The sequence below is a fragment of the Thiogranum longum genome, assembly GCF_004339085.1.
GTDB classification, from domain to species: Bacteria; Pseudomonadota; Gammaproteobacteria; order DSM-19610; family DSM-19610; genus Thiogranum; species Thiogranum longum.
On the sequence record NZ_SMFX01000001.1, the window covers coordinates 2848123 to 2865098 of the forward strand.

Genomic DNA, 16976 nt, shown 5'->3' on the forward strand with positions numbered 1-16976 from the left:
GACCCCGCTTTCAGGAGCACCTCATGTCCAGCGTGATGAAATCAGCCAGTCCGACAACCGCAGACCCGTTAATGATCGACGGCGTTGAATACCCGTCCCGGCTGCTGGTCGGTACGGGCAAATACAAGGACATGGAAGAAACCCGGCTGGCCATCGAGGCCAGTGGTGCAGAAATCATCACTGTCGCCATTCGCCGCACCAATATCGGTCAGAATGCCGACGAACCCAACCTGCTCGAAGTACTGCCGCCGGATCGCTATACCTACCTGCCCAACACGGCAGGTTGTTACAGCGCCGAAGACGCCGTGCGCACCTGCCGGCTGGCGCGTGAACTGCTGGACGGGCACAACCTTGTCAAACTCGAAGTGCTGGGTGATGAGAAAACCCTGTTTCCGGACATCATCCAGACGCTGGAAGCCGCCGAAACGCTGGTTGCCGAGGGCTTCAGAATCATGGTGTACACCAATGATGACCCTATAATCGCCAAACGCTTCGAGGACATGGGTTGCGTGGCCGTCATGCCGCTGGCCGCGCCGATCGGCTCGGGGCTGGGTATTCGCAACCCGGGCAACATCCGGACTATTGTGGAAAATGCCGGCGTGCCGATCCTGGTCGATGCCGGCGTCGGCTGTGCGTCGGACTCCGCCATTGCCATGGAGCTTGGCTGTGACGGCGTGCTGATGAACACCGCGATTGCCGGTGCAAATAACCCTGTATTGATGGCGTCAGCCATGAAAAAAGCCATCGAGGCAGGACGCGAGTCCTACCTGGCCGGACGCATTCCCCGCAAACGCTTTGCCAGCGCCTCCTCACCGGTGGACGGGTTATTTTTCCAGGGAACGACGGATCAATCAGGGATTCCCTTATGACGGCATTTCCTTGATATACAGGTCCTGCTGCGGGTAGGGGATCGTGATCCCTGCCTCCTTGAAACCTTTCCAGATCGCCACATTCACATCAGAACGCACATTCGCCACACCCTGCTGCGGATCGTGAATCCACACCCGTAACTCCAGATCAATACCGCTGTCGCCGAAGCCCATTAAGCGGGCTGCAGGCGGCGGATCAGTCAGTACGCGCGGCGACGCTTTCGCCGCCTGTAACAAAATTTCCATCGCCTGCTCAGGATCATCCTGGTAACTGATCTGCACCTGCAACTTGACGCGTATCTGGCGGTCGCTGTAACTCCAGTTGATCACTTCGGTTGTAATCAGGTTTTCATTCGGTATCAGTGTCTCGACACCATCGCGGTCGCGTACCACGATATAGCGCGCCCGCAATTCCTCGACCCAGCCAAATTTATCGTTGATGCTGATGACATCGCCGGGACGGATGGATCGGTCAAAGACCAGAATAAAACCACTGATGAAATTGCTGGCGATGCGCTGCAGGCCAAAACCAAGCCCTACGCCCAGCGCGCCACTAAACACGGCAAGCGCGCCAAGATCGATGCCGACCGCTTTCAGCGACAGCAGGGCTGCCAGGGTATACAGACCGAACTTGCTGGTTTTGACCAGACCGATTCGCACACCGGGACTGATAAACTCCGAGCGTGACAATCCCTGCTCAATAACAGTGGAAAGCCAGGTAGCCATCACCAGCAGGGCGCCGACAGCCACCGCCAGCTGCAGCAGGGTGTAGAGCGATACGCGGATATCACCGAAAGAATAGCCAAAAGCGTCCAGCGCACGCACCACTTCCGGCAACCAGCCAACCAGATGCATGGCGACCAGTATCCAGATCGCCGTACTGATAAAATTCTCCCAGGCCTTGACTGCAGGACCGGGGCGTAGCGCCTTGCGCAGCACATAGACAATGAAACGCACCAGTGCCAGCGACAGCATCAGTGGCACGGCAAAATTCAGTAGCGTGACGTCGACTTTCATCGACTCCAGGATCGCCCGGCCAACCAGCGCACCCAGCAACAGGCTCAGCGGAAAGACAACACGCTGCAGGCTGCGCAGCGTGATATGTTTGAAAGTACGCTCCCCGGCACTGGACGTAGACGCCAGCAGGTAACGCCCGAGCGTGCGGTGCACCATGAGGGCGCCAATACCGGCCAGAACCAGAATCACCAGCTCCCAGCCCATAGCCATGTAATCGATATGGCTGACCCAGCTTTTGACTTTATTCAGATACGTCTCAAACAAGACCGTATAATCCCCTCACGCAGACCGACATCATGAATGACAGCAAACATAACACAGACCCGCAGTTACGGCGTATCCGTTCCTTTGTGCGTCGCGAAGGGCGGCTGACGCCCGGCCAGCAGCGCGCACTCGACGAATTGTGGCCCCGCTATGGCCTCGATTTCGAGGTCACGCCGGACTGGCTCGACCGGGCCGATCAGTCAGTTCCGCTGACGCTGGAGATCGGTTTCGGTAATGGCGAGAGTCTGGCGCAGATGGCTGCGGCAGACCCGGACAGTCGTTACATTGGCATCGAGGTGCACCGCCCGGGCGTTGGCCACCTGCTGAAAACACTCGATACACAAGGCAGCCATAACGTGCGCGTTTTTTGCCATGATGCCGTCGAGGTGCTTGAACAGAAGATAGCGGATGCCACACTGGATCGCGTACTGCTGTTCTTTCCGGATCCCTGGCACAAAACCAAACATCACAAGCGACGTATCGTTCAACCTGATTTTGCCGCGCTCATTGCGCGCAAGCTGCGTCCCGGCGGTTATTTCCACCTGGCTACCGACTGGGAGCCCTACGCCACACATATGTTGCACACCCTGCAGGCCTGTGCAGACTTCCGTAACACCAGCCCGGGCGGCGATGTTGTCGAACGGCCCGGCTACCGGCCTGTCACCAAATTTGAACGCCGCGGCCAGCGTCTTGGACACGCCGTATTTGACCTGATTTTTCAGCGAATCAAGACTGAGAATCAATAAGTTACCTGCGAATTGGCGCCCATGTCGCAAAAGTGGTTCAATACGCCGTTCCGACTCGCCCCCGGAGGTCGCGGAAGGTCCTGTTTGCCGAGTACGCGACGACAACAGAATTCACGCAGTTCGCCCCTGCAACGGCGGATTGTCTACGTTTTATCAGTAACAGGTTTGAGGAGAGTTGTATGTCCAAGAAGCATCCCGTGATTGCAGTTACCGGTTCCTCCGGTGCCGGCACCACGACCGTCAAGGTCGCCTTCGAGCATATTTTTCGCCGCGAAGGCGTCAACCCGGCCGTCATCGAGGGTGACAGCTATCACCGCTATGACCGTGTCGCCATGAAAACCGCGATGGAAGAAGCGGAAAAAACGGGCAACACCAACTTCAGTCATTTTGGCCCTGAAGCCAACCTGTTCGACAAGCTTGGTGAAACTTTCAAGAAGTATGGTGATACCGGGAGCTGTGAGCGCCGCTATTACCTGCACAGCGATGAGGAAGCCGAGCCGTTTGGTCAGAAGCCCGGCGAATTTACACCCTGGGAGACTATCCCGCCCGGTACCGACCTGCTGTTTTATGAAGGTCTGCACGGCGGTGTTGTGGACGGTACTACCAACGTAGCGCAATTTGTCGACCTGCTGATTGGTGTTGTGCCGATCGTCAACCTGGAGTGGATCCAGAAAATCCACCGCGACTGCGCCCAGCGCGGCTATTCCGCCGAAGTCGTTACCGACACTATCCTGCGCCGTATGCACGACTATGTGCACTACATCACGCCGCAGTTCTCGCGCACGGATATCAACTTCCAGCGGGTGCCCACGGTCGATACCTCAAACCCGTTCATCGCCCGTGACATCCCGACACCGGATGAAAGTTTCGTGGTGATCCGCTTCCGCGATCCTGCCAAACTGGACGTGGATTTCCCGTACCTGCTGAACATGGTCGATGGCTCGTTTATGTCACGCCGCAACTCTATCGTTGTTCCGGGCGGAAAAATGGGCTTTGCCATGGAAATCGTACTCGCACCGATCATCGAACAGATGATGTCGCAGAAAAAGTCAGCCTGACAGGCTGACCCTGTTAATCATCCGGGGGGGCGTGCGGCCACAGGCTGACGCCCCCTTTTTTGTCAGGTCATAGCATGTCTGAGTCTGGTAAATTTTTGCTTGGCCACGCCCGCTCTGCGGACTGGAACGAGGCACTGGAACAATGCCTGCAGCAGATCGGCGCTGTACCGACGCAAGCGAATATCGGTTTTCTCTACATGACTGACCTGTACGCGGATCTGGCCGCATCGATCCTGGAGCAGTTACGTCGTAAAACCGGTGTGACGCATTGGGTCGGCACAGTAGGCATCGGCATTTGCGCTACAGGTAAGGAATATTCCCAAACATCGGCGATGGCTGTCATGATCGGCCGCTTTCCAGACGACAGTTTCAGGATACTGCCGTTCTATAATCGCGCCGCGGACAACCTGCCCGGCAGCTGGGACACCTGGCTAAGCCAGTCTGACTCACACGTTGCCTTACTGCACGGTGACCCTGGCAATGGCAGCCTGCCGCAACTGTTGCAGCAACTGGACGCCTCACTGCCCGGCGGCTTTCTGGTTGGCGGACTGAGCTCATCACACGGCGAGCATCCGCAGATTGCCGATGATGTTCTGGACGGCGGTCTGTCCGGTATCGTGTTCAACCCGCAACAACCGATACTGACCGGCCTCACACAGGGCTGCACACCCATTGCCGACAAGCGCGTTATTTCAAGCTGTGACAACAATGTCATCAATCGCATTGACGACCGGCCTGCGCTGGACGTGCTCAAGGAAGACATCGGTGAAATTCTCGCCCGCGACCTGAACCGTGCAGCCGGCTATATTTTTGCCGGACTGCCGATCCGCGGATCCGATACAGGTGACTACCTGGTACGCAATCTGGTTGGCGTGGACAGCGAGGGTGGACGTATTGCCATTGGTGATATTGTCATGCCCGGCCAACCTGTCCAGTTTTGCCGTCGTGACGGCAAAACAGCCACGGAAGACATGCAGCGCATGCTCGACGAACTCAAACAGCGCCTCTCTTCAGCGCCCAAGGGAGGCGTGTATGTGTCCTGCCTTGGCCGCGGCAAGGCGTTGTTCGGTGAGGACTCGGTAGAGCTGGAGATGATTCGCAGCACACTGGGCGACTTCCCGCTGGTCGGCTTCTTTGCCAACGGGGAAATCTCCAACCAGCGCCTCTATGGCTACACCGGTGTTCTGACGCTCTTTCTGTAATACACACCTCGCCCGTAAAACGACCATTTTTTGACGCTTGTCGGCCCACAAATCCCATCTATACTTTTAGACAGGTCACCGGATCCGGATCGGAGGATTGTAATCGCGGTCTGGAAGGAGGTTGGATCATGATTGTGACCACTATCGACCCTGTAACCGGCAACCGCGTACAGGATCTGGAGCATCATCCCTTTGTTGTTGAAGGCGGAGGAGCTGCGCAAACCAAGATTTACTTTGAATCGGAGGCGACCCGGCAAGCCTACCTTGCAGCCCAACCCGATGATCCCAGTCGCTATACCGATAACAACACGGAGTTCCATTCGTAACCAGTTATGCACCGTCTGATGGAAAATATCGAGCGCTACCTGATGTCGTGTCGGGAGTTAACCGCCTTCTGCTCTCAGAACGGGTGGATTGACAACAAGTCGCTCTATTATGAAATTATCGAACAGAACGACCATCACGTGATTGCACTGGTACAGTTCGAGGAAATTCTCATGGAAGGCTCTGGAAGCCTGGCGGGCCGTGTGCCCTGCCAGGGGCGGCTGCGGCTGACCCTGGACCGGTATGGTGAAGTCCGCGCTGCTGAACTGCTGTAGGCACACGGGTGGTGTATCTTCCTGGTCACACCAGACCCTCTGCTTGAGACAGATTACATGGCGATATAACCCTGCTTGCGCAGGCGTTCCACCTCAGCAGGGCCGAACGGCACCTGGCGCAGAAAGGAAGGCACCTCGTCCTTGCCAATACCCCGCCGGCGCATTTGTGTCTGACAGATACTGATGTCTATAGCACCAAATGCGGCCAGCCTGGCGGCCCGGTCAACAAGGTTCTTGTAACGCGGGTAGTTCTTCAGCGCAAAGAACTCGACTTCCGGACCATGCAGCACCAGTGAAATTATCGGCGCCTCACCTTCGCTTCGCGGTCGATCCAGCAACGCCTCTACACGATCAAACAACAGCTCAAGCTGCTCTGTAGTATGTACACTAATATCTGCGTACCGTCGGGCGCCACTATTACCTGACGGAGGGACAATCGACTCAAGTTCAGAGGATGGGGACCTCGCAGCAGTATCACGCCCGGCATTATCTGCCTGCTGACCGGTCAGCAGGTCTGCGCCAAACCAGAACACCAGCACGGCTACCGCAAAGATCAAAAGATTTCGTGCCATCGGGTTTAATCCATCACTTTCGGCTGTCTGCGCAGGGAATCTCCATGTTGTAACAGCCTGCGGCACGACGCAACAACATCCGTTACAATTATGCTGTTTTACAACCTGCTGGTACCACTACATGCTCCGATTTCCCGACCGGATGACAGATATGGCGCGCAAGCAAGTCGCCGGCTGGTTGCTGCTGTGCTCCATTATGATCTTTGCCATGGTAATTCTCGGTGGCGTCACGCGTCTGACCGGCTCCGGGCTGTCGATGGTCGAGTGGGACCCGATATTCGGTTTTGTCCCTCCACTCGATCAACAACAATGGGAAGAGGCCTTTACCCAATACCGTGAATCACCGGAATACCTGAAGATCAATACCAATATGGATCTGCACGGGTTTAAATCTATTTACTGGTTTGAATTCTCGCACCGGGTTCTGGGGCGTTCGATAGGTACGGTATTCCTGATTCCTTTCCTGTACTTTCTCTGGCGCGGCATGTTGCCGCGCAAATGGATACCACGCCTGTTGTTTGCTTTTGTGCTGGGCGGCCTTCAGGGCTTGCTGGGCTGGTACATGGTTAAAAGCGGGTTGGTCGACCGACCCCATGTCAGCCAGTATCGGCTGACAGCCCACCTGGGGCTGGCGCTGGTGATTTATTGTTACCTGCTGTGGCTGATGTTCGACCTGTTATTTCCGGAGCGTGAACCAGGAAACAGCCATCAACGTTCTGGCAAGGCCGCGAAATGGCTGCTTGCCCTGGCCGGTACAACCGTGCTCTCCGGCGGTTTCGTAGCGGGGCTCAAGGCCGGGCACGCCTATAATACTTTTCCGAAAATGGGTGACCAGTGGCTTCCTCCGGCCGGCTGGACACTGCAACCCGGCTGGCGCAACCTGTTCGAAAACATTGCCACGGTACAGTTTGACCACCGGGTGCTTGCCACGCTGACATTCGTCACTGTCATCTTGTTCTGGTTCCGCACGCGGCACCGTGTGACCACGCGTGCAACGCGCACTGGACTCAACCTGTTAGCACTGGTTGTTGTGGGACAGGTCAGCCTTGGAATATCCACATTGCTGCTCCATGTCCCCGTGGCCCTGGCGTCCCTGCACCAGGCTGGCGCTCTGACACTGTTAACGGTTCTGTTGTTTGTCAATCATCGCCTGCACAAACCGGCAAGGCTCTTTTAGCCCGCCCACAAAAAAGCCCGGCAAATACCGGGCCTTGTTGTGCGCGTATTCTGCCTGCACCGGAGCGTTAACCGGTCACAGCAAGAATACTATTTAAGTCCAGAGAAGTACGTCGCCAGGTTATCGATGTCCGCATCCGTCAGCGGCTTCGCCATTGCCGACATGGTCGGATCGGTACGGCTGCCATCGCGGAACGCCTTCAGCTGCTTGGCAAGGTAGGCATCCTTCTGACCTGCCAGGTTCGGCCACAATGGATTGGCACTGACACCATTGGCGCCGTGACAACCGGCACATGTGGCTGCCTTGGCCTTTCCGGCTGCTGCATCGCCTGCCATGCTGATGCTGGCGCTTAACAACAAAACACTTCCTGTAACTGCTACAAACACCTTTTTCATGATTTCTCTCCAAATACTACCGTGGTTAAAAACTGGCGCCTATTTTCGCAGACCGGCCGCGCGCTGTAAAACCTGTTTGATCTATCTGTTAATTTCTGTAAGATCAGTCTCTTATGTAAACACAAGATCTTGTTCAGTGCTTCTATAACCCTCTGCAGGGAATGCCACAACATGCATTTCCGTCATAATCCGGGCAAACTGGCCTGGACGTTTGTTCATCAAATGAACAGGGAATCGACATCCATGACCCTCGATGCAAAAGACCTGATCACCGATACACTTGAACTCGCCTCCCTGCCCTCTGTTGTCACCACGGCCATGGGTCTGCTGAATAATCCGAACACCTCTGCATCCGATATCGGTGAGGTCATCAGCCAGGACCCTGCGCTCACCATTAAACTCCTGAGAATCGTCAACAGCGCCTTCTATGGCTTTCCGTCACAAATTGACACCATCTCACGCGCTATCACCATTATTGGTACGCGTGAACTGACTGATCTGATTCTGGGGTCCAGCGCCATCCAGGTTTTTACCCGTCTGCCCAACCAGCTTGTCAGTATGCAACAGTTCTGGAGCCACAGCCTGTACGCAGGCGTGGTGGCGAGGATCCTCGCACGTCACCTGCGCGCACCTAACACTGAACGTTGTTTTGTCATGGGGCTATTACACGACGTAGGTGCGTTGATCCTGTTTCGGCAAAAACCCGTAGAGGCCAGACAGGCGCTGGAAATGGCCCGCGCCAACGACCTGCCGCTGCACGTGGCAGAGCGCGAAATACTGGGCTTTGACCACGGCGCGGTCGGCGCCGAATTAATGCGCAGCTGGAACCTGCCGGAAAGTTTTGCCACCGTGGCACGCTACCACCATCAACCATCGGCGGCCGAAAACCACCGCCTGGAAACTGCAACCATTCATCTTGCCGACGTTATCACCGGAATGGTGCATGTCACCGCTGCCGGCACATCCTGCCCGGCCCCGCTGGAACCCGGCGCCTGGGAACTCACCGGCCTGTCAGTTGACATCATTGAAGACGTATCAGCCGAAGCAGATATCCTGTTCGAGGAAGCCAGCACGGTGATCCTGCCGCACGGCGAAGCGGCATAAGCTTGCAAGCTCCGTCTTAACCCAGCTGGTCACGCACCTTTTCCAGCTTGCTGCGGACCTGGCCTGCGATCTCCCTGACATCTTGTTGCTCGACCAGACCCAGCACTGCGGATGGATCCATAAAGGCGACCGTAACAGCGCCATCGTCTTCTTCACGCACCAGAACATTACAGGGTAATAGCAGACCGATATCGGGGTCTGCATTAATCGCCTGGTTGGCCAGTTTCGGATTACAGGCCCCCAGTATCGTGTAGGGCTTGCGATCCACATCAATTTTCTTCTTGAGTGTCGCCTTGACATCAATCTCGGTCAGCACACCGAAGCCTTCCGATTTCAGTGCTTCGGTGACTTTCCCGATTGCCTCATCAAAACTGCACGACATCTGAACACTGAACCCATACATGACTGCACTCCTTATTCCTGGCTGGAAAGCGATTGTACCGGATGCTGCCCGGCAAGGTAGACTCCCTGCATGAGTCAAGCATACAGGGCATTCTGGCGCGACCCGGTATTCCTTGCTGCCACAGGGGCAGCACTGCTTTACTGGGGGTTGTTATGGGTTATTTCAACACCTGCAACAGATCTTGCCTGGCCACTACGGGAACCGCTGCGATTTATTTACCCTGCAGTGTTATACCCGGTCATCGAGGAAATCGTCTTTCGCGGCTGGATGCAGGAATTTATCCAGCTACGCCTTCGCCCCTGGCGACTGGGCCCACTGACCCATGCGAACCTGCTCACCAGCCTGGTCTTTAGCGCGCTGCACTTTATCAACCATCCGCCCATCTGGGCCGCCGCTGTATTTCTCCCGTCTCTGCTGTTCGGGTTGTCCAGGGAACGCAGTGGCGGTCTTACCGCCCCGATCCTGCTGCATGTCTTTTACAACAGCGGGTATTTCTGGCTTTTCACACAGTAAAAAAAAACGGGGCCCGAAGACCCCGTCATTCCACAATCCTTACCGGCTATTCTTACAGATCTCCGAGCGGCCGGGCAAACGTATATTTCGCTGGCTCGGCAACCAGTTTATTGGCCGCCTCGCCTACATTACCGCCAATCGCACTGAACGGCAGTGTCACAATAAATGTTGCCGTGGTAACCACGGTGCTCACCAGCATGAAAGGCCGAACCATGAAGGCATCAGCCAACATTTCACCACCGGTCGGCGCCGCCTTGGGATTATTAAAGGCATAGTCACTGGCACTGGCCATTGTCGGCACACCAAGCGTAGCTACTGTCAGCACACTTGCCATCACATAACTTGTCAGTTTTCTCGGGATCATTCGCATGACCTTTCCCTCTTCAATAATTGAACACCGCCAGGGTGCTGAAAAAATATCATTCCCGGGCAAGCGCCCGCGTTATTGTTGCATCTTCCCGCAATAGCGGCATTCTGGCAAAAAATTTTAGCCGATCAATAAGCAACTTCTGAATTACCCAGGCTTCCCGTGCATTGCGAAGCCACCGCCTGTCATAGCGGGGTCTGCAGGGAATGGCCGGTAAGCCGCCGTAATGCCTCATTATATTTTTCCGAAGTGCGGCGAATGATGTCCTCTGGCAACTTAGGTCCAGGTGCTGTCTTGTCCCAGTCCAGCGTTTCCAGGTAATCACGCACGAACTGTTTGTCGAAACTGGGCGGGCTGATGCCGACCCGGTATTCGTCCTGCGGCCAGAAGCGCGAGGAATCCGGCGTCAGGACTTCGTCGATCAGTACCAGCGTTCCGGCTTCATCGACGCCGAATTCGAACTTTGTATCAGCGATGATTATCCCCTTGTCGAGCGCATAGTCGGCTGCCTGCCGGTAAATGGCGAGGCTGACGTCACGTACCCTGACAGCCAGATCAGCACCCAGCAGACGCTCAGTGGCTGCAAAATCGATATTTTCATCGTGCTCGCCAACCTCAGCCTTGCTGGAGGGTGTGTAGATCGCCTCGGGCAGGCGATCAGCCATCCGCAGTCCCTCCGGCAACCGAATCCCGCACACCGTGCCGTTGGCCTGGTAGTCTTTCCAGCCGGATCCGATCAGGTAACCGCGCACAATCGCCTCGACCGGCAAAGCCTTCAGCTTGCGTACTACAATCGCGCGGCCTTCGACCTGTTCACGCTCGGCGGCATCCGGCAATACGCTTTCCAGGGACAAGCCGGACAAATGGTTCGGCAGCAGCGCGCGGGTACCCTCAAACCAGAAATTCGATACCGCTGTCAGCACTGCGCCCTTGCCCGGGATCGGGTCGGGCAACACAACATCGAAGGCCGACAGACGGTCCGTGGTGACAATCAGCAGGTGGTCATCACCCACCGCGTAGATATCCCGCACCTTGCCGCGCGCCACACGGGGCAGGCTGGAAATCGTGGATTCATATAATACGTCGAGCATAGTGGATTCCGTCAAAATACTGAAAATCGCCGAATAACCCCGGCAATACGGCATTGTACCGGTGGCGGCCGGTGGTGGCGATGGTACAATGCGCGCTTTCTCATTTTCGGGGCATGCTATGGCAGCCACAAAAATCGGCCTGGTGATGGGCAGCAACAGCGACTGGGACATCATGCAGTCGGCAGCCGAGCAACTGGAGCAGTTCGGTGTTGAATTCGAGTCGCGCGTGGTTTCTGCGCACCGCACACCGGATTTACTGTTTGACTACGCCTCGACCGCACGCGAGCGTGGGCTGGCCTGTATTATTGCCGGCGCCGGTGGCGCGGCGCATTTGCCCGGTATGCTGGCTGCCAAGACCACCCTGCCCGTGCTTGGCGTGCCGGTTCCTTCCCGCCACCTGAAAGGCATGGATTCACTGCTGTCGATTGTACAGATGCCAAAGGGCGTGCCCGTGGCAACCTTTGCCATAGGTGAAGCCGGTGCGGCCAACGCTGCACTGTATGCCATCAGCCTGCTGGCCCTGAACGACGCTGCGCTGGCAGCAAAACTTGATGATTTCCGCGCCGCACAGACAGAGATGGCGCTGAACATGACCCTGCCACCCGAATTATGATACTTCCGGGTGCGACACTCGGCGTGCTCGGCGGCGGGCAGCTCGGACGTATGTTTACCCTTGCAGCGCACAGTATGGGTTACAAGGTGTGGGTGCTGGACCCGGACCCTGACAGCCCGACGGGCAGTATGGCCGACCGGCACCTGCAAGCCGCATATAACGACACCGCCGCACTCGATGAAATGGCCAGCGGCTGCGCTGCTGTTACAACCGAATTTGAGAATGTCCCGGCCGAGACACTGGAATTCCTGGAAGCCCGGATACCGGTGCGCCCGGGTTCAAAAGCCGTTGCTATAGCCCGTGACCGCATTCGCGAAAAGTCTTTTATCCGTGATCTGGGCCTGCCCACTGCGGACTTCTTCGCCATCAACTCGGCGGCTGACCTGGAACAGGCCTGCGCCGGACTTACTATGCCCGCGTTACTCAAAACCGCGCAGTTCGGCTACGATGGCAAAGGGCAGATCGGCGTCAATGACCTTGCGCAAGCCAGGCTGGCTTTTGATGACCTGAACGAGGCGCCATGTGTACTGGAAGAATGCGTTCAGCTGGAGCAGGAGCTGTCTGTGATACTGGCACGCGGTACGGACGGACAAACGGCTGTCTATCCCCCCGGAGAAAACCTGCACGTCAAGGGCATTCTCGATACCACCTGCGTACCGGGACGGTTCGATGATGACGTGGCTGCCAGCGCCCGGTACATGGCGCTGAAACTGGCGAATGCCATGGATTATCGTGGTGTGCTGGCCGTCGAATTTTTCATCACCACAGACGGTCGTCTGCTGATCAATGAAATGGCACCACGGCCACATAACAGTGGCCACTACACCATCGATGCCTGCCTGACTTCACAGTTTGAACAACAAGTGCGGACTGTCTGCGGGTTACCCCCGGGATCGACGCGGCTGTTATCGGCTGCTGTTATGGTCAATGTTCTTGGCGACCTGTGGAGCAAGGGCCCGCCGCGCTGGCAACACCTGTTTGCAGAGACACATACCAATCTGCACCTGTATGGCAAGGAAGAAGCGCGGCCGGGACGCAAGATGGGACACTTTACCTCACTGGCGGATGACCCCACCGAGGCGATGCGTATTGCAGAACGTGTTCGCGTGGCCATCGATCCTGCGGCACCCGACGAAGCCTGATCCCGGCTACACCACTACGCCAGGGTCGGCAGATTCAGGACCTCACTGACCTCGTCTTTCACAAAGTCGTGAAAGCTCCGCGCAACCGCAGACAGGCGCTTGCCGGAGCGATGCATAACATACCAGTTACGAATGATCGGCAATTCCTGCACATCCAGAATTGTCAGCCGCTTCAAAGTCAGCTCCATCTCCAGCGTGTGCAGAGATAACAAACCCAGCCCCAATCCGGCCTGAACACCCTGCTTGATCGCCTCCGAACTGCTCATCTCCATCGTCGACGACAGGGACAGGCCCTGGTCGATAAAAAACCGCTCGGTCGCCGATCGTGTTCCGGAACCCTTCTCCCGAATGAGAAAAGTTTCTTCCTGAAGGCGCGACAGGGGTATCGCCTTTTCCCCGGCCAGCGGGTGTGTGGGCGGCGCGATTGCCACTAAGGGATTTTCCATAAGTACCTCGGATTCCACCTCGATTCGTCCGGGTGGCTTGCCCATGATAATGAGGTCGGTGGTGTTATCGCCCAGCGCTTCCAGCAATCCCTCGCGGTTGGTGACATCGAGGCTGACCTTTACCCCGGGAAAACGCCGGCAAAACTTGGCCAGCAACTGCGGGACAAAATAGTTTGCGGTACTGGCCACGGCGATTTTCAGATGCCCGCGCTTCAGGCCACGCAATTCATCGAACACCAGTTTTGCTTCCTCGAGCGTCGCCAGGATGGAGCGCGAATACCGCTCCATCTCATGACCCGCTTCGGTGAGGAAAATTCGCTTGCCGACCTGTTCAAACAAGGGCAGCCCGGTGACGCCCTCAAGCTGCTTGATCTGCATGGAGACAGCCGGTTGCGTGAGGTGCAAGTCCTCGGCTGCGCGGGTAAAGCTGAGGTGACGGGCTACAGCCTCGAAGATTCTTAACTGTCGCAGGGTAATATTCACAATAGCGCCCTTATGAACTCGATCCAATACATAACTGGTGCTTATTGTATCATCGCAGGGTATCAATACCACTCTGCGATTAATCGATCAGCGTATCTTCCAAGGGATGTCGTCAGGTGCGATCCAGCGGTGTCACGGTAGCGCTGCCGGTTCTCGGTTCCCGCGCTTCCGCCACTGCCAGCGCCTTGAGAAATTCTCCCTGAAGGCGTACCAGTACGTTTGCACCTTTTTCTTCGAAGATAATGCTGTCATAGCTGACCGGGTCATCGAGCACTTCTGTTTCATGGCGAAAGTTGCGCCACGCAAGCTCGATGCGACGCGCACCCAGCCCGTCGATAAAGACAATTTCGTCATTGGCTATAACGGCAAGGTACTGCATGTTTCGGATGGGGATAAAAAGATTTTCACTCTGGCTACGCGAGAAAAGCAGCAAGATCTTTTTATAATAGTCAGCAGGCAGCTGCCGGACGTCCCGGCTTATTTCATCACCGCACTCGAAGCTGAGTTTCATAAATCGCTCCCCGTACTACTCGCGCATAGCACACACTTTGCAGTCACTTGCCAAACCGACTATTCCGCACTCGCTAACTTGTCAGGGTAGCGAACAACACCGGGAGTTTTTCCGGCAACTTCTCGACGTTATCGATAATCGTATAGTTGTTCATGCCAAAAATCCGTTTTACATAACTGTCTGCATTGGGATCCAGCGTCAGGCAATAGCTCATAACTCCCCTGGAATACAGTTCTTCCACGGCCTTCCTGGTGTCGTGTCGCAGGTGCTGCGGATCGCGCTCGTCAATATCGGCCGGCTCTCCGTCGGTAATGATAAGCAACAGCTTTCTGCGTTCTGGCTGCTTGAGCAGATGCTGCCCTGCATGCCGCATGGCGGCACCCATACGCGTCGACAACCCGCCCTGCATACCGGCCAGCCTTGCTTTCACTTCATCATCGAAGTGCTGATTAAAGTCCTTGAAGCGATAGTACTGTACGTCGTGGCGTCCGTCCGAGGCAAAGCCATGCAAGGCAAACGGGTCACCAATGCCGTCGATCGCGGTAGCAACCAGTGTTGAGGCTTCCTTCGTGAGTTGCAGGATAGTCTTGTCGGAACCTTCAACGGTTTCGTTGGTGGATTCCGACAGGTCCATCAGTACCACAACAGACAGATCACGGGTCTTGAGGACATTACGCATGGTGATGCGAGGATTGGGTTGCTCGCCCATGCGGATAGCCACCATGGCATCAATAGCTGCATTGATGTCAATCTCATCACCATCTTCCATGTTACGCACACGTTGCACACCTTCCGGGGTCAACAGATCGATGATCTGCTTGATACGGTGCGCCACCGGCTTGTATTCGGTAATGATGTCGTTGATGGTTTCAGGATCACCCCTGGGCTGACGCTTCTCGTAAAGCGTTACCCAGTCCGGGCGGTGCAACTGAATCTGGTAGTCCCATTCCTGGTAATGGAACGGTTCGGAGATGGGTTCCTTGCCCCACATTTCGTTAAAACTGACGCCCTGGTCTTCGTAGGGGAACAGTTCGGTCTGGCAGGTCCATATTTCCTGCGCGTCGTCACCTGCGAGCTCGCAATCCAGCTCGTTAATCATTTCCATGACACTGACCGTGCGCCGCACCTGGCGCTGACTGGCTGGCAGATATTCCGTCCCCTGGTCCCAGTCGAACTCCTCGAACTCCCAGACAAAACGATTGTCGTCGCGGTAAGGTATGCGAATACGGTCAAGAATACGCAAACTGGGTACTTCGCGGCGCGCCATAAACAGGTTGAACAGATCAACACCCAGGTTCCAGCTGAACCGGTTGTCATCCTGGCGTTCTTCGATCTCTTCGTGGAAACGATCTGCCAGGGCATTCAATTCTTCGTCGCCAGAACGCTCCGAAGCATCCAGCAGCATCAACGCAAAATGTTCCAGTATCGGGATCGTCTTATGTTCCGGCTCATCCTCATACTCAAGTACCAGCAACGAACGCCACAGCTTCTTCAGACCGGGAAATTCCCTGATCGCCTTGTATTCGACACGTGCGTCTTCAACCAGGGCGATAAAAAACATCTGCGCCGGACCAAGCTCTTCGGCCGAAATTCGCGAGGAGGTATAACAGATATGCGCCGCCATATGGGCACAGGTCGCACGGTACAGCTCGAGGCCGGAGATATCCCCTATCGCATCGACCGCGTCGGGCATATGCACAATGTGCTTTTCAATATACGGTTTGAAATCGGTGTAATCGGCACCCGTGGGGCGCAGGAAGAAATCACGACCCCATAGTGCACGCAAATAAAAATTGAGCTTGCGCTGGGTATCAATGAACAGCGTACCGCGGCGCTCTTTTTGCAACACCGCCAGACTGTCCTGCGACTCAAGGTTGAAATAGGCCGTCAGATTCTGGAAATCACGACGGTAAGCCTGCACACCGAAGTTGGCCCAGCGTCGCAAACCGCTTAACGTCAGCTTCGACAGCAGCTCATCGACATGGCTTAGCATTGGACGCAAGCCACGCGCTGCCGTCGCAGAAAGCTGGTGTATCAATGTCAGGTAACCGCGCAGCAGCTCAGCGTCACCCAGGCGACGAGATGCGGTTGGAAGGCTGCTAAACAGCAGGGCTATCACCTCCCCGGAAGTCATCGAGGAAAGCTTTAATGCCGCGGCAATACAGTCGGCAATGACATCCTCACCACATTCCTTCACGACCAGCGGCATCTCCTGGAGATAAGAGATAACCAGGTCGCTACCGCGCCCCAGATTGGCAAGCGCCTTGGCGCCCTCCAGGTAAGTCTGGAGACCGGTAGGCGACATGACGTGCGTCGCTTCGGAAAAAGTGCCTTCCAGCACATTACGGATTTCCGGAGCGATATCTTCCAGAAATTCTTCGTAGTTTTCGAGCTTGATGGCCAT

Annotated in this window: 20 protein-coding genes; 11 read left to right on the plus strand and 9 right to left on the minus strand. The window is 56.0% G+C overall.

Annotation, left to right across the window (positions count from 1 at the left end; translation table 11 throughout):
* The first annotated feature begins 35 nt into the window (after window positions 1–35).
* Window positions 36–869: a thiazole synthase gene (locus tag DFR30_RS13835; protein WP_424565412.1), complete on the plus strand. Its 834-nt coding sequence runs from the start codon at window positions 36–38 to the stop codon at window positions 867–869.
* Here DFR30_RS13835 and DFR30_RS13840 read toward each other — a convergent pair.
* Entirely contained in the window at window positions 864–2150 is a 1287-nt protein-coding gene (locus tag DFR30_RS13840; protein WP_207891911.1) for a mechanosensitive ion channel family protein, read from the minus strand. The genes DFR30_RS13835 and DFR30_RS13840 overlap by 6 nt on opposite strands.
* Before the next feature lie 32 nt (window positions 2151–2182).
* On the opposite strand from DFR30_RS13840, the gene trmB reads away from it, so the two are divergent.
* The 5 genes from trmB (at window position 2183) to DFR30_RS13865 (ending at window position 5755) form a co-directional block, all read left to right on the plus strand.
* Window positions 2183–2896 carry a tRNA (guanosine(46)-N7)-methyltransferase TrmB gene (trmB, locus tag DFR30_RS13845; protein ID WP_132974229.1) on the plus strand — a complete coding sequence of 238 codons (714 nt, stop codon included), beginning with the start codon at window positions 2183–2185 and terminating at the stop codon, window positions 2894–2896.
* Between the two features lie 179 nt (window positions 2897–3075).
* Window positions 3076–3954: a phosphoribulokinase gene (locus DFR30_RS13850; RefSeq protein ID WP_132974231.1), complete on the plus strand. Its 879-nt coding sequence runs from the start codon at window positions 3076–3078 to the stop codon at window positions 3952–3954.
* A 74-nt stretch (window positions 3955–4028) separates the two neighbouring features.
* Window positions 4029–5156: an FIST signal transduction protein gene (locus tag DFR30_RS13855; RefSeq protein ID WP_132974233.1), complete on the plus strand. Its 1128-nt coding sequence runs from the start codon at window positions 4029–4031 to the stop codon at window positions 5154–5156.
* Window positions 5157–5284: 128 nt separating this feature from the next.
* Window positions 5285–5482 (plus strand): hypothetical protein, encoded by a 198-nt coding sequence (locus DFR30_RS13860; protein WP_132974235.1) that lies wholly within the window; start codon window positions 5285–5287, stop codon window positions 5480–5482.
* 18 nt (window positions 5483–5500) lie between these two features.
* On the plus strand, window positions 5501–5755 hold the full coding sequence (locus DFR30_RS13865; RefSeq protein WP_132974492.1) for a hypothetical protein: 255 nt from the start codon (window positions 5501–5503) through the stop codon (window positions 5753–5755).
* Between the two features lie 53 nt (window positions 5756–5808).
* Here the strand turns inward: DFR30_RS13865 and DFR30_RS13870 are convergent, their stop codons facing one another.
* The gene (locus DFR30_RS13870) at window positions 5809–6327 is read right to left on the minus strand and encodes a DsrE family protein (protein WP_132974237.1); all 519 of its coding nucleotides are present in this window, start codon (window positions 6325–6327) and stop codon (window positions 5809–5811) included.
* 151 nt (window positions 6328–6478) lie between these two features.
* Between DFR30_RS13870 and DFR30_RS13875 the strand changes: the two genes are divergently transcribed.
* Window positions 6479–7504, plus strand: coding sequence for a COX15/CtaA family protein (locus DFR30_RS13875; protein ID WP_207891912.1), 1026 nt, complete (start codon window positions 6479–6481; stop codon window positions 7502–7504).
* 89 nt (window positions 7505–7593) lie between these two features.
* Here DFR30_RS13875 and DFR30_RS13880 read toward each other — a convergent pair whose 3' ends face one another.
* Complete coding sequence (locus tag DFR30_RS13880) at window positions 7594–7899, minus strand: c-type cytochrome (protein WP_132974239.1); 306 nt, start codon at window positions 7897–7899, stop codon at window positions 7594–7596.
* Window positions 7900–8070: 171 nt separating this feature from the next.
* On the opposite strand from DFR30_RS13880, the gene DFR30_RS13885 reads away from it, so the two are divergent.
* Window positions 8071–9003, plus strand: coding sequence for an HDOD domain-containing protein (locus DFR30_RS13885; protein WP_132974241.1), 933 nt, complete (start codon window positions 8071–8073; stop codon window positions 9001–9003).
* A 16-nt stretch (window positions 9004–9019) separates the two neighbouring features.
* Here DFR30_RS13885 and DFR30_RS13890 read toward each other — a convergent pair whose 3' ends face one another.
* Window positions 9020–9406, minus strand: a complete 387-nt coding sequence (locus tag DFR30_RS13890) for a DUF302 domain-containing protein (RefSeq protein ID WP_132974243.1) — start codon at window positions 9404–9406, stop codon at window positions 9020–9022.
* 69 nt (window positions 9407–9475) lie between these two features.
* Between DFR30_RS13890 and mrtJ the strand changes: the two genes are divergently transcribed.
* The gene (gene mrtJ / locus DFR30_RS13895) at window positions 9476–9919 is read left to right on the plus strand and encodes a JDVT-CTERM system glutamic-type intramembrane protease MrtJ (protein ID WP_132974245.1); all 444 of its coding nucleotides are present in this window, start codon (window positions 9476–9478) and stop codon (window positions 9917–9919) included.
* Window positions 9920–9971: 52 nt separating this feature from the next.
* Here the strand turns inward: mrtJ and DFR30_RS13900 are convergent, their stop codons facing one another.
* Window positions 9972–10283 (minus strand): hypothetical protein, encoded by a 312-nt coding sequence (locus tag DFR30_RS13900; RefSeq protein WP_132974247.1) that lies wholly within the window; start codon window positions 10281–10283, stop codon window positions 9972–9974.
* A gap of 188 nt (window positions 10284–10471) precedes the next feature.
* On the minus strand, window positions 10472–11377 hold the full coding sequence (locus tag DFR30_RS13905) for a phosphoribosylaminoimidazolesuccinocarboxamide synthase (protein ID WP_132974249.1): 906 nt from the start codon (window positions 11375–11377) through the stop codon (window positions 10472–10474).
* A 118-nt stretch (window positions 11378–11495) separates the two neighbouring features.
* Here DFR30_RS13905 and purE point away from each other — a divergent pair, with 118 nt between their 5' ends.
* Window positions 11496–11990: a 5-(carboxyamino)imidazole ribonucleotide mutase gene (purE, locus tag DFR30_RS13910; RefSeq protein ID WP_132974251.1), complete on the plus strand. Its 495-nt coding sequence runs from the start codon at window positions 11496–11498 to the stop codon at window positions 11988–11990.
* A complete protein-coding gene (locus DFR30_RS13915) occupies window positions 11987–13132 on the plus strand; it encodes a 5-(carboxyamino)imidazole ribonucleotide synthase (protein ID WP_132974253.1) in 1146 nt (381 codons plus the stop codon). The genes purE and DFR30_RS13915 overlap by 4 nt, the downstream gene beginning before the upstream one ends.
* Before the next feature lie 14 nt (window positions 13133–13146).
* Here DFR30_RS13915 and DFR30_RS13920 read toward each other — a convergent pair whose 3' ends face one another.
* From DFR30_RS13920 to DFR30_RS13930, 3 genes are all read right to left on the minus strand, one after another.
* The gene (locus DFR30_RS13920; RefSeq protein ID WP_207891913.1) at window positions 13147–14061 is read right to left on the minus strand and encodes a LysR family transcriptional regulator; all 915 of its coding nucleotides are present in this window, start codon (window positions 14059–14061) and stop codon (window positions 13147–13149) included.
* Between the two features lie 112 nt (window positions 14062–14173).
* Window positions 14174–14572, minus strand: a complete 399-nt coding sequence (locus tag DFR30_RS13925) for a hypothetical protein (protein WP_132974255.1) — start codon at window positions 14570–14572, stop codon at window positions 14174–14176.
* Between the two features lie 73 nt (window positions 14573–14645).
* Complete coding sequence (locus DFR30_RS13930) at window positions 14646–16976, minus strand: nitric oxide reductase activation protein NorD (protein ID WP_132974257.1); 2331 nt, start codon at window positions 16974–16976, stop codon at window positions 14646–14648.